We start from the raw sequence: 12,638 nt of genomic DNA on the forward strand, positions 1-12,638 counted from the left end.
TCCTTGTGCTCGCGGCTCGTCAGGTTTTCTTGCCTTCGTTGGCGGACAGGCGAACCAGCAGCATCTTGGCCAGGGCCAGCACGATGGTCGTGATCAGGAACAGGATCAGGCCCAGTTCCAGCAGCGCCGCTTTCTGGATGCCGCCCGCCTCGTTGAATTCATTGGCCAGCGCGGAGGCGATCGAGTTGCCCGGCGAGAACAGCGAGCCGGACCACTTGAAGGCGTTGCCGATGACGAAGGTCACGGCCATGGTTTCGCCCAGGGCGCGCCCCAGGCCGAGCATGATGCCGCCGATGACGCCGGACTTCGTGAAGGGCAGGACCACGCGCCACATCACTTCCCAGGTCGTGCTGCCCAGGCCGTACGCCGATTCCTTCAGCATCGTGGGCACCAGTTCGAACACGTCGCGCATGACCGCCGCGATGAACGGAATGATCATGATCGAGAGGATCAGGCCGGCCGTGAAGATACCGATGCCGAAGGGAGGCCCCGCGAAGATGCCGCCGATCACGGGCACGCTGCCCAGCGTGGCGATCAGGAAGGGCTGCACGTATTGCTGGAATACGGGGACGAAGACGAACAGGCCCCACATGCCGTAGATGATGGACGGGATGGCCGCCAGCATTTCAACCGCGGTGCCCAGCGGACGGCGCAGCCAGGTAGGCGACAGTTCGGTCAGGAAGATGGCGATGCCGAACGACACCGGCACGGCGATGATCAGCGCGATGGCCGAGGTCAGGAGCGTGCCGATGATCGGCACGACGGCGCCATAGTTCTGGTTGACGGGATCCCAATCGTTCAACCACAGGAACGACAGGCCGTACTTGGCCAGCGATTCCCGGCTGCCGTAGATCAGGGAGACCAGGATCGCCGCCAGGAGGATGAACACCAGGAAGGCGAACAGGCGCGTCAGGTTCTTGAATAGCGCATCCATCAGCGCGTTGTTGTTTTGCTTCATAGGCGAAGGCGTGCCGGTAGTCACGGAGTCCGCCACGCTGGGCGGAAGCGGCACACTATTATCCATTACCGCGCTCATGGATGGACTTTCCTTGGAAAATCTGAGGGAGAGACTTCGGGGGGGTTGGGGCGGGCCGGCCCTGGCTTCCTTGGAGGGAAGGCCAGGGCGGTCGTGATGGGTTGCGCACGCTCCGAGCCAGCATTCATGCCGAGCCTTTGCCGCGCTGCACCCATCCTACTTCCAGACGGCCTTGCCGTCGGCGGCCTTGACCTCGCCCCAGGCGGCGCGGATTTCCTTGGTCACGGCTTCCGGCAGCGGCACGTAGTCCATCGCCTCGGCGGACTTGGCGCCGTTCTTGAAGGCCCAGTCGAAGAACTCCAGCACGGCCTTGCCCTGCGCCGGCTTGTCTTGCGACTTGTGGACCAGGATGAAGGTGGCGGCGGTGACGGGCCACGAATCGGCGCCCGGTTCGTCGGTCAGGACCACGCCCATGCCCGGCGCGCTCTTCCAGTCGGCGTTGGCGGCCGCGGCGGCGAAGGCCTTTTGCTCGGGCTGGACGAACTTGCCGTCCTTGTTCTGCAGTTGCGTCCAGGCCAGCTTGTTCTGCTTGGCGTAGGCGTATTCGACGTAGCCGATCGAGTTCTTCAGCTGGCCAACGTAGGCGGCGACGCCTTCGTTGCCCTTGCCGCCCTGGCCGGTGGGCCACTTGACGGCCTTGCCTTCGCCGACCTGAGCCTTCCAGTCAGGCGACACCTTGGACAGGTAGTTCGTCCAGCCGAAGGTGGTGCCCGAGCCGTCCGAACGGTGCACGACGATGATGTCGGCCGACGGCAGCTTGAGGTCGGGGTTCAGCGCCTTGATGGCGGCATCGTCCCACTTCTTGACCTTGCCCAGGAAAATGTCGGCCAGGACCTTGCCCGACAGCTTCAGCTTGCCCGGCTCGATGCCGTCGATGTTGACCACGGCAACGGTGCCGCCGATCACGGCCGGGAACTGCAGCAGGCCGTTCTTTTCCAGATCGGCCGCCTTCATCGGATCGTCCGACGCGCCGAAGTCTACGGTCTTGGCGATGATCTGCTGCTGGCCGCCGCCCGAACCGATCGACTGGTAGTTCACGGCGTTGTTGGTGGCAGCCTTGTAGTCCGACGCCCACTTGGCGTAGATCGGATACGGGAACGATGCGCCGGCGCCGGTCACGTCGGCGGCCTGGACGGCGAAGACGGCGGCGCTCAGCGCGACGCCCAGGGAAACTTGTTTGAAGACACGTTTGAACATCTGGGTTCCTTCTGTGCTCGTTGGAGGAGTCTTGGCAGGCTTTGGTACTGCCTGTCTTTCAGCGACCCTCGCATCTTAGAAGTCCAAGATGACAGGATAGTGACAGTCATGATCCCCCCCGCAGGCGCTGCGCGCCTTCCCCCCCAGGGGGGCGCCGGTGGCGGACCGGCGGAGCCGGATCCGCGCGGCCTGGCTTGGGAGCGCCTTGCCTCGGATGACGACCAGGAGAAAGGGCAAGAGTGGCCGGGTGGAACTCGAAGCCCCGCCCCGGGGAGTGCGGCACCGGGAAGCGGACCGGCGGAGCCGGATCCGCGCGGCCTGGCTTGGGAGTGCCTTGCCTCGGATGACGGCCAGGAGAAAGGGCAAGAGTGACCGGGTGGAACTCGAAGCCCCGCCCCGGGGAGTGCGGCACCGGGAAGCGGATTGATGGGGACGGATCCGCTGGTGTGGGCCGGGGCTGCGTCGAAATGCCGCCCTTTCGGGCGGCGGAGCGTTACACGCCCAGCTTCTGCATCAGGTACTGGTGGACATTGAAAGGCTCGCGGCGGCTCTTGACACGGGCGTAGTCGCCGTCGGCCTGTTGCTGCCAGGCCAGCTGGTTGTCGCGCAGGGCGTAGGTGAAGGCTTCGTCGATCACGCGCTTCTTCAGCGTCTTGTCGTAGATTGGGAACGCGATCTCCACGCGGCGGAAGAAATTGCGGTCCATCCAGTCGGCCGACGAAAGGTAGACGGTTTCCTCGCCATCGGCGTAGAAGTAGAAGACCCGGGAATGCTCCAGGAACCGGCCGACGATGGAACGCACGCGGATGTTTTCGGACAGGCCCGGCACACCGGCGCGCAGGGCGCACACGCCGCGGACGATCAAATCGATCTTCACGCCGGCCTGGCCCGCCTTGTAGAGCTCTTCAATGATCTGCTCTTCCAGCAGCGAATTCATCTTGGCCATGATGCGGGACCGCTTGCCCGCCTTGGCCGCGCGGGCCTCGGCGCGGATCAGCGCCACCATGCCGTCATGCATGGTGAACGGCGATTGCATCAGCGCCTTGAGGGAGCGGCGCGCGCCCAGCCCGGTCAGTTGCGCGAAGACCTTGTCCATGTCCTCGCACAGCCTCGGATCGGCCGTCAACAGGCCGAAATCGGTGTACAGGCGCGCCGTGCGCGGATGGTAGTTGCCGGTGCCCAGGTGGGCATAACGGCGCAAGCGCCCTTTCTCGCGGCGCAGCACCACCGCCATCTTGGCATGCGTCTTGTGCGCCACCACGCCGTACACCACATGGGCTCCCACCTCTTCCAGCTTGGAAGCCCAGTTGATGTTGGTCTGCTCGTCGAAGCGGGCCATCAGCTCCACCACCACCGTCACCTCCTTGCCGGCGCGCGCGGCGGCCAGCAGGATCTTCATCAGCTCGGAATCCTCGCCGGTGCGGTAGATGGTCTGCTTGATGGCCATCACGTCGGGATCGAGCGCGGCGGCGGTCAGGAAATCGATCACGGGCTGGAACGACTGGTACGGATGGTGCAGCAGCCTGTCCTGCTGGGCCACGGCCTCGAACAGTTCGGCGGGCTTGTCGCCCACCTTGTCGAACGGCGCCGGCACGGGCGCGCGGTAGTCGGGAAACAGCAGGTCCGGCCGCGAATCCGAGTTGCACAGCTGCATCAGGCGCGACAGGTTCACGGGGCCCGGCACCCGGTAGGTGTCCTCGGGCTTGAGCGAGAACTCGCGCTGCAGAAAGGTTTCCAGCTCGACCGGGGTCAGCTTGTCGATCTCAAGGCGGACGGCTGCCCCGAAATTGCGCTGCGACAGTTCGCCCTGCAGGGCGTGGCGCAGGTTGGTGACTTCTTCCTCGTCCACGAACAGGTCGCTGTTGCGGGTCACCCGCCACTGATAGCAGCCCAGCATTTCCAGGCCGGGGAAGAGCTCGCCGACGAATGCGCGCAGCAGCGAAGTGAGCAGGATGTAGCCTTCGGGATAGCCCGACAGCTCCTGCGGCATCTTGATCAGGCGAGGCAGCGCCCGCGGCGCCTGCACCACGGCAATGGAGGCCTGGCGGCCGAAGGCGTCCGCCCCCGACAGCGACACGATGAAATTCAGGCTCTTGTTGTAGACGCGCGGAAACGGATGCGCCGGATCCAGCCCGATGGGCGTCAGCAGCGGCATGACGTCGCGGTTGAAGACATCCCGCGCCCATTCCTGCTGCTGCGGATTCCATTCGGACGCGTGGTGCAGGGTGATGCCCTCCGCGTGCATGGCGGGCAGGATCTCGTCGTTGAGCAGGTTGTATTGGCGGCCGACCAGCTCATGAACCGCCTGCTGCACGTTCTCGAAGGCCTGGTCCGGCGTCGTGCCGTCCGGCCCCACCAGGTTCGGCGACTGGCGCTGCTGCTCTTTCAGGCTGGAAATCCGGATCTCGAAGAACTCGTCGAGGTTGGAACTGACGATGCACACATAGCGCAATCGTTCGAGCAGGGGCGTTTTCGGATCCTCCGCCATCGCCAGCACGCGTTCGTTGAATTTCAGCAGCGACAACTCGCGGTTCATGAGCAAGGGCTCGGCGGGAGGGCGTGAGGGCATACCGGATTCCATACGTAGGGGGAGCGTGGTGTTTTACTGCAAAAAAGTGACGGTTCCATGACACGACGCCAAGTTCGTAGCGTACGCCAAAACCGGGACGTATAGCCGTGGATATATCTTCCCAAGCCCCTGTTCCATAAGAAAAAACCCGCCGCGCGGGGCGCTGTCACATGGGGTCTCTATAATCAGGCCACCTCACAGCCAATATTTCACGAGCCGCATGGATCAACTTCTGGCCGCGGTGGACCTCGGGTCCAACAGCTTCCGCCTCTCCATCGGACGCATCGTTCAACAGGACGGTACGCCCCAGATCTACCAGATCGATCGCCTCAAGGAAACCGTCCGGCTCGCGGCCGGCCTGGACTCCGACAAGAAGCTCGGCGACGACGCCATCGACCGTGCCATCGCCGTGCTCGAGCGCTTCGGCGACCGCCTGCGCAGCTTCCACCCCAACCGCGTGCGCGCCGTCGCCACCAACACCTTCCGCGTTGCGCGCAACACCCGGGACTTCCTGCCGCGGGCCGAAGCAGCGCTGGGCTTTCCCATCGAGGTCATCGCCGGCCGCGAAGAGGCCCGCCTGATCTTCTCGGGGGTGGTCCACACGCTGCCCCCCTCGCCCAACAAGCGGCTGGTCATCGACATCGGCGGCGGATCCACCGAGGTCATCATCGGCAAAGGGCACGAGCCCACTCTGATGTCCTCGCTGTACATGGGCTGCGTCAGCTACAGCCGCCAGTTTTTCTCGGACGGCGTCGTCGACGCGCACCAGATGAAGCAGGCGGAACTGGCCGCCCGGCGCGAAATCGAAGTCATCGCCAAGCAGTACCGCAAAATGGGCTGGAAAGAGGCCTACGGCTCGTCGGGCACGGCCAAGGCCCTGTTCGCCATCCTGACCGAAAGCCGCTTTTCGGATCGCGGCATCACGCGCGCCGGCCTGACCAAGCTCAAAGACCGCATCGTGCGTTCGGGGCGCGTGATCCCATCCGAGCTGCCAGGCATCAAGATCGAACGCGCGGACGTGCTGCCGGGCGGCCTCGCCATCATGAGCGCCCTCTTCGATGAACTCGGTATCGAGGTCATGCACACCGGCGACGGCGCGCTGCGCCTGGGCGTGCTCTACGACCTGCTCGGCCGCGACGACGAACACGACAAGCGCGACGAATCGGTGCGCCAGTTCATGAAGCGCTACCACGTCGACCTCAACCAGGCCCGGCGCGTACGCCACGCGGCCCTGACCCTGTTCGACACGATGTTCCCCGACGGCCCCGAGCGCGCCGAGCTGCGCCCGGCGCTGGGCTGGGCGGCCGACCTGCACGAAGTTGGCCTGTCGATCGCCCACAACGCCTATCACAAGCACACCGCCTACGTGCTCGAAAACGCGGACATGCCGGGCTTCTCGCGGGCCGACCAGCAGTTGCTCGCGCTATTGGCCCTGGGCCACCAGGGTAAGCTGACCAAGCTGGAACCGCTCGTGCGCTCCCGCGCCCAATGGAAGGCCATCCTCAGCCTGCGCCTGGCCGTGCTGCTGTTCCGCCGCCGCAACGAGATCGAGCCGCTGCCGCTGACGGCATCGGTGCGCGACAGCTCCATCGTCGTGCGCATCAACCGCGACTGGCTGGCCCAGCACCCCCTGAGCGACTTCACGCTGCGCGCGGAAGAAGCCGAGTGGAACAAGGTGGGGTTTTCGTTCGAACTGCTGGAGTTCTAGCCCCGGGCGCGGCTGGCGCCGGGGCTGCGCCCGTTGCAAAACGGCGCTAGAACGGCGACAGGTCCGTTTCGCGGTCGAGCCGCTTCAGTTCCATGCGCAGGGGCCGCGTCGCCCGCCGTATCAGTCTGATCTTCATGCGGCGGAGCAGGCGGCGCATGGCGGTCTCAGCGCTGGGTATTCGCGGCGGCCGGCTGATCCAGCCCGAAATGGCGACGGTAGCGCTCGTCCATGCGCTCCATCTTGAGCAGCACCGGGAAATCCGCGGCATTGAAGTCCGGGTCCCAGGCGGGCTCGCCGCAGACCTTGGCGCCCAGCTTCAGGTAGCCCTTGATCAGAGGCGGCACGCGGGCCGGCAGGGTGCTGTTCAGCTTTTCCACCGGATAGCGGTGCAGCGGAGCCACGCGGGGCTCGTCGCCCTGCGGCAGGTGCTTGGAGATGGTGCGCCACACTTCGGCGGCGGTGACGCCGTCGTCGCGCAGGCTCACGCTGGCGCAGCCCAGCACGTACTCGTATCCGCCGCGGCGCAGGTATTCCGCCAGGCCGGACCACAACAGCATGATGACGCCGCCGCCGCGGTAATCGGCGTGCGTGCAGGAACGGCCGACTTCCACCAGCTCGTCCCGGATCGGCCCGAGGCCGGACAGGTCGAATTCGGACTCCGAATAATATCCGCCCGCCTCGCGCGCCTTTTCGGGCGTCAGGATGCGGTACGTGCCTACGACGCGGCCGGTATCCAGCTCGCGGACCATCAAATGTTCGCAGAACGGGTCGAAGCGGTCGTGCTCCACGCCGTCCTGGGCATCGGGAAACACCGCGCCCATATCCTGGGTGAAAACCTCGTAGCGCAGGCGTTGAATCTGCTCGATTTCTTCAGCGGTGCGCGCCAAGCCCACCACCAGTACCTTGGCGGCGGCGCCGGTCCAAGGTTCCGCGGCATTACGGCTTGGATTGATGCGTGCTAATTCCAGCATTGCGCGAAGCTCCTAGAGAGTCCAGTCAGTGTGGACGCCCTGTATGTCAAAGACTTGACCAATATGTTACGTGACTATGAAGTTTAGTTCGGCGCAGATCCATTCATTTTGTCCAGATATCGACAATTCTTTACAAACCAATGCTAACTGCTTACAGGCAAAAGGCCACCCATCACGCGCCGGGTGGCCTTTGCCGAACATCAAGAAAGCGCCCGTTTATCCCAAACTGGCAGCCAGTTTCTCCGCGCTGGACACGGCAAGCGCTTCGTCCTCGGCTTCCACCATCAGCCGCAGTTTCGGCTCGGTGCCCGACGCGCGGATCAGAATGCGGCCGCGGCCGTTCAGTTCCGCTTCGACGGCCTTGCGCGCGGCGCTCAGGCCGGCATGGGTCTTCCAGTCCTGGCCCGGCGCCAGCGGCACGTTGATCATCTTCTGCGGATACATGCGCAGGTCGCTCACCCACTCCGACAAGCCGACCGAATTGCGGCGCAGCGCGGTCAGGACCTGCAGCGCGGCGACGATGCCGTCGCCGGTCGAATGGCAATCCAGGCACAGCAGGTGGCCGGAGCTCTCGCCGCCGTACAGCCAGCCGCGCGCCTGCATCTGCTCCAGCACATAGCGGTCGCCCACGTTGGCGCGCTCGAAGCCCACGCCCAGGCGCTGCATTTCGCGCTCGAAGCCGAAATTGGTCATCAGCGTGCCTACGACGCCGTCCACCTTGCCGCGTTGCATGCGCTCGCGGACGATGGCGTACATGAGTTCGTCGCCGTTATAGATGCGGCCGTCGCCGTCCACCATCTGGAGCCGGTCGGCATCGCCGTCGAGCGCGATCCCCAGCTGGGCCCCGCGCGCGCTGACTTCCTTGGCCAGCAGCTCGGGGTGCAGCGCGCCCACGCCCTTGTTGATGTTGAAGCCGTCGGGGTGCACGCCGATGGCATGCACCTCGGCGCCCAGCTCGCGGAAGACATGGGGCGCGATGTTGTAGGCGGCGCCATGGGCGGCGTCCACCACGATCGTCATCCCGTTGAGGTCCAGATCGTTGGGGAAGGTGCTCTTGCAGAATTCGATGTAGCGCCCCTGCGCGTCGCCCATGCGGCGGGCGCGGCCCAGGCCTTCCGAACTGACGCAACCCAGCGGCTCGTCCAGCGCGGCCTCGATGCTCGCCTCGATGTCGTCGGGCAGCTTCATGCCCTGCGCCGAGAAGAACTTGATGCCGTTATCGTGGTACGGATTGTGCGAAGCGCTGATGACGATGCCCGCCACAAGGCGCAGGGCCCGCGTCAGGTAGGCGACGGCAGGCGTCGGAACCGGTCCGGCCAGCAGCACGTCGATACCCGCTGCCGACAGGCCGGCTTCCAGCGCGGACTCCAGCATATAGCCAGAAATCCGGGTGTCCTTGCCGATCACGACCTGCGGGCGGCTGCCCCCGCGCTCGGCGTGTTCGCGCGCCAGCACGCGGCCGGCCGCGTAACCCAGGCGCAGGGCGAACTCGGCGTTGATCACCGGACCGCCAACCTCGCCGCGCACGCCGTCGGTGCCGAAATATTTGCGTCGAATCATGAAGTGATTGCTCCTTGTTCTGCCGCGTGCCATACCTTGAGCGCGTCAACCGTGGCCGCCACATCATGCACACGCACGATGGAAGCGCCACGCGCCACGCAGGCTAGCGCCGCGGCGATGCTGCCGGGCAACCTGTCGCTCACCGGCCGGCCAGTGGCCTGGCCGATCATGGTTTTGCGCGACAGGCCGATCAGCAATGGATAGCCGATGCTGCGCAGGCCCGACAGCCGGCGCAGCAATTGGAAATTCTGGTCGCCGGTCTTGCCGAAGCCGAAGCCCGGATCGAGCACGATGCGGCGAGGATCGACCCAGGCCGCGCGCAGCTTGTGCGCGCGGGCTCCCAGGAAAATTCCGATTTCACCGATCAGGTCGGTGTACTCGGGCGGGGTGGCCTGCATGGTGCGGGGCTCGCCCTTCATGTGCATCACGCACAGCCCGCAGCGCGACTGCGCCACTGCCTCGACGGCGCCGGGCTGGCGGAAGCCGTAGATGTCGTTGATCATGTCCGCGCCCGCATCCAGCACGGCCCGCATGACTTCGGGCTTGAAGGTGTCGATGGACAGGGGCACGCCACAATCGCGCAACGCCTCGATCACCGGCAGCAGCCGGGCCAGTTCATCCGCCACGGAAACCGGGTCCGCGCCGGGCCTCGTGGACTCGCCGCCCAGGTCCAGGATCTGGACGCCCTCTTCGATCAACTGGCGCGCATGCGCCACCGCGGAATCCGTATCGTCATGCTGGCCGCCGTCGGAAAAGGAATCCGGCGTGACGTTGACGATACCCATGACAAGCGGGCGCTCGAGATCAAACTCGAAGCGCCCGCAAAGAAAGTTATTTGCCATAACTCAGGACGAGAGCCCTCAGACTGCGGCAGCCGTATTGCCGCCCGCGGCCAGGCCGGTCGGGGGCGTGTCGGAAGTGTCCGACGGCCCCGAGGGGGTCTTCGGGGGCCGCGGCGGGCGGCCCTCGATGATGTCGTTGATCTGGTCGGCGTCGATGGTTTCCCATTCCAGCAGCGCGGCGGTCATTGCTTCGACCTTGTCGCGGTTGTCTTCCAGGATCTTGCGCGCAACGCCGTACTGCTCGTCGATGATGCGGCGGATCTCGGTGTCCACCTTCTGCATGGTGGCTTCGGACATGTGGGTCGTCTTGGTGACGCTGCGGCCCAGGAACACTTCGCCTTCGTTCTCGGCATAGACCATGGGGCCCAGCTCGTCGGTCATGCCGTAGCGCGTGACGATGTCGCGGGCGATGGCGGTGGCGCGTTCGAAGTCGTTCGAGGCGCCCGTCGTCATCTGGTCCATGAACAGTTCTTCGGCGATGCGGCCGCCGAACAGCACGGCGATGGTGGACAGCAGGCGGCCCTTGTCCATGCTGTAGCGGTCGGTCTCGGGCAACTGCATCGTCACGCCCAGCGCACGGCCGCGCGGGATGATGGTGACCTTGTGGACAGGGTCGGTCTTGGGCAGCATGCGCGCGACGATCGCGTGGCCGGACTCGTGGTAGGCCGTGTTCTTGCGCTCCTCTTCAGGCATGACGATGGAGCGGCGCTCGGCGCCCATGATGATCTTGTCCTTGGCCTTTTCGAAGTCGGACATATCCACGGTGCGGCCGTTGCGACGGGCGGCGAACAGCGCGGCTTCGTTGACCAGGTTGGCCAGGTCGGCGCCCGAGAAGCCCGGAGTGCCGCGCGCGAGGACGGTCGCGTCGACGTTGGGCGACAGCGGGACCTTGCGCATGTGGACCTTCAGGATCTGCTCGCGGCCGCGGATATCGGGCAGAGGCACCACGACCTGGCGGTCGAAGCGGCCCGGGCGCAGCAGCGCCGGATCCAGCACGTCGGGACGGTTGGTGGCGGCGATCACGATCACGCCCTGGCCGGATTCGAAACCGTCCATTTCCACCAGCATCTGGTTCAGCGTCTGTTCGCGTTCATCGTTGCCGCCGCCCAGGCCGGCGCCGCGCTGGCGGCCCACCGCGTCGATTTCATCGATGAAGATGATGCAGGGAGCGTGCTTCTTGGCGTTTTCGAACATGTCGCGCACGCGGGCCGCGCCCACGCCGACGAACATTTCAACGAAATCCGAACCGGAGATGCTGAAGAAAGGAACCTTGGCTTCGCCCGCGATGGCCTTGGCCAGCAGCGTCTTGCCGGTACCGGGGGAACCGACCATCAGCACGCCGCGCGGGATGCGTCCGCCCAGCTTCTGGAACTTGCTGGGGTCACGCAGGAAATCGACCAGCTCCTGGACGTCTTCCTTGGCCTCATCGCAACCGGCGACGTCGGCGAAGGTGATCTGGTTGGTGTTTTCATCGAGCATGCGGGCGCGCGACTTGCCGAAGCTGAACGCTCCGCCCCTGCCGCCGCCCTGCATCTGCCGCATGAAGAACACCCAGACGCCGATCAGGAGCAGCATCGGGAACCACGACACGAAGATGCTCATCAGCAGCGACTGCTCTTCGCGCGGCTTGCCCGACACCTGGACGCCGTACTTCAGCAGGTCGGAAACCATCCAGAGGTCGCCCGGGGAAGTCAGCGTGTAGGCACGGCCCGCGTCGGGCGTGACATACAGCACGTCGCCCTGGACGTCGACCTTGCGGATGCGTCCCGCCTTGGCGTCGTCCATGAACTGGGTATAGGTCACGCCATCCTGTGTCTGGGCGCGTCCGTCGAACTGTTTGAAGACGGTGAACAGCACGAGGGCTATCACCATCCAGACAGCGACTTTCGAAAATGAATTATTCAAGGTCGATCTCCTGCTTTCGATTCCGACCGGCGACTGCGCACCCGCATATGGCACAGTCACAAGTATGTCAATAGCCCATTCTACCCTGTCAGGCCAGATTGCGTCCTGGGATCCCTGGGCCCCTCTAAGTTTCGTCTGATACGTAAGTTTTCTGGTCGTTATCTCGGCAGGCGATAGGTTTTTCTCGGCCCGGAGGACCCGGGCTATTTCAGATCGCGCGCAACCAAAAAGGTTTCGGAGGATTTGTCCCGAGACGCCTTCGGCTTGCGTTCGACCACCCGCTTGAAGCGCTGCTTGTAGGACTGCACGATCTGCGAAAAGCCGCTGCCGTGGAAAGCCTTGACGATCAGCGCCCCATTGGGCTTCAAGTGCGCGCAGGCGAATTCCATCGCCAGTTCGCACACGTGCTGGATACGCGCCGAATCGGCGCTACCCACGCCTGACAAGTTGGGGGCCATGTCTGAAATAACAAGGTCGACCGCGCGGGATCCGACCATGTCTTCCAATTGTTTCAAAACTTCATCTTCGCGGAAGTCGCCCTGGATGAATTCGACGCCCGCCACCGGCTCCATGGGCAACAGGTCCAGGGCGATGATGCGGCCGTCCACGACGCCGCCCGGCCCCGCCAGCCGCTCGCGCGCCACCTGGGACCAGCTTCCCGGGGCCGAGCCCAGGTCCACGACCAGGTCGCCCCGGCGCATCAGCTTCTCGGTTTCCAGGATCTCGATGAGCTTGAAGGCGGCGCGGGCCCGATAGCCCTTCTGTTGCGCCAGCTTCACATAGGGGTCATTGATGTGCTGGTGAATCCAGTCTTTGGAGAATTTATTTTTGGCCATTACCGTACAATTCC

At 64.8% G+C, this 12,638-nt stretch carries 9 protein-coding genes; 1 reads left to right on the plus strand and 8 read right to left on the minus strand.

Annotation, left to right across the window (positions count from 1 at the left end; all coding sequences use genetic code 11):
- Nucleotides 1–19: 19 nt before the first annotated feature.
- From pstC to ppk1, 3 genes are all read right to left on the minus strand, one after another.
- Nucleotides 20–1,036: a phosphate ABC transporter permease subunit PstC gene (pstC, locus tag JL37_RS11240; RefSeq protein WP_043544083.1), complete on the minus strand. Its 1,017-nt coding sequence runs from the start codon at nt 1,034–1,036 to the stop codon at nt 20–22.
- Between the two features lie 156 nt (nt 1,037–1,192).
- Entirely contained in the window at nt 1,193–2,233 is a 1,041-nt protein-coding gene (gene pstS / locus JL37_RS11245) for a phosphate ABC transporter substrate-binding protein PstS (protein WP_043544084.1), read from the minus strand.
- 493 nt (nt 2,234–2,726) lie between these two features.
- Nucleotides 2,727–4,802: a polyphosphate kinase 1 gene (gene ppk1 / locus JL37_RS11250; protein WP_043544086.1), complete on the minus strand. Its 2,076-nt coding sequence runs from the start codon at nt 4,800–4,802 to the stop codon at nt 2,727–2,729.
- Nucleotides 4,803–5,022: 220 nt separating this feature from the next.
- On the opposite strand from ppk1, the gene ppx reads away from it, so the two are divergent.
- Nucleotides 5,023–6,510, plus strand: a complete 1,488-nt coding sequence (gene ppx / locus JL37_RS11255) for an exopolyphosphatase (protein ID WP_043544088.1) — start codon at nt 5,023–5,025, stop codon at nt 6,508–6,510.
- Nucleotides 6,511–6,674: 164 nt separating this feature from the next.
- Here ppx and JL37_RS11260 read toward each other — a convergent pair whose 3' ends face one another.
- The 5 genes from JL37_RS11260 to JL37_RS11280 all read right to left on the minus strand — a co-directional run bounded on the left by JL37_RS11260 (nt 6,675) and on the right by JL37_RS11280 (nt 12,624).
- Nucleotides 6,675–7,481: a GNAT family N-acetyltransferase gene (locus tag JL37_RS11260; RefSeq protein ID WP_043544091.1), complete on the minus strand. Its 807-nt coding sequence runs from the start codon at nt 7,479–7,481 to the stop codon at nt 6,675–6,677.
- Nucleotides 7,482–7,697: 216 nt separating this feature from the next.
- Nucleotides 7,698–9,041: a phosphoglucosamine mutase gene (gene glmM / locus JL37_RS11265; protein WP_043544093.1), complete on the minus strand. Its 1,344-nt coding sequence runs from the start codon at nt 9,039–9,041 to the stop codon at nt 7,698–7,700.
- Entirely contained in the window at nt 9,038–9,883 is an 846-nt protein-coding gene (gene folP / locus JL37_RS11270) for a dihydropteroate synthase (protein ID WP_043544095.1), read from the minus strand. Before folP ends, glmM begins: the two co-directional genes overlap by 4 nt.
- An 18-nt stretch (nt 9,884–9,901) precedes the next feature.
- Nucleotides 9,902–11,788 (minus strand): ATP-dependent zinc metalloprotease FtsH, encoded by a 1,887-nt coding sequence (gene ftsH / locus JL37_RS11275; RefSeq protein WP_043544097.1) that lies wholly within the window; start codon nt 11,786–11,788, stop codon nt 9,902–9,904.
- Nucleotides 11,789–11,991: 203 nt separating this feature from the next.
- Complete coding sequence (locus JL37_RS11280; protein WP_043544100.1) at nt 11,992–12,624, minus strand: RlmE family RNA methyltransferase; 633 nt, start codon at nt 12,622–12,624, stop codon at nt 11,992–11,994.
- Nucleotides 12,625–12,638 lie beyond the last annotated feature (14 nt).

Origin of the sequence: Achromobacter sp. RTa (assembly GCF_000757485.1) — a bacterium.
In the GTDB taxonomy this organism is placed as follows: Bacteria; Pseudomonadota; Gammaproteobacteria; order Burkholderiales; family Burkholderiaceae_B; genus Achromobacter.

What these genes read in the sequence shown, in the direction of transcription:
- pstC (WP_043544083.1), bottom strand. Translation starts at nt 1,036, where the DNA reads ATGAGCGCGGTAATGGATAATAGTGTGCCGCTTCCGCCCAGCGTGGCG.
- pstS (WP_043544084.1), bottom strand. Translation starts at nt 2,233, where the DNA reads ATGTTCAAACGTGTCTTCAAACAAGTTTCCCTGGGCGTCGCGCTGAGC.
- ppk1 (WP_043544086.1), bottom strand. Translation starts at nt 4,802, where the DNA reads ATGCCCTCACGCCCTCCCGCCGAGCCCTTGCTCATGAACCGCGAGTTG.
- ppx (WP_043544088.1), top strand. Translation starts at nt 5,023, where the DNA reads ATGGATCAACTTCTGGCCGCGGTGGACCTCGGGTCCAACAGCTTCCGC.
- JL37_RS11260 (WP_043544091.1), bottom strand. Translation starts at nt 7,481, where the DNA reads ATGCTGGAATTAGCACGCATCAATCCAAGCCGTAATGCCGCGGAACCT.
- glmM (WP_043544093.1), bottom strand. Translation starts at nt 9,041, where the DNA reads ATGATTCGACGCAAATATTTCGGCACCGACGGCGTGCGCGGCGAGGTT.
- folP (WP_043544095.1), bottom strand. Translation starts at nt 9,883, where the DNA reads ATGGCAAATAACTTTCTTTGCGGGCGCTTCGAGTTTGATCTCGAGCGC.
- JL37_RS11280 (WP_043544100.1), bottom strand. Translation starts at nt 12,624, where the DNA reads ATGGCCAAAAATAAATTCTCCAAAGACTGGATTCACCAGCACATCAAT.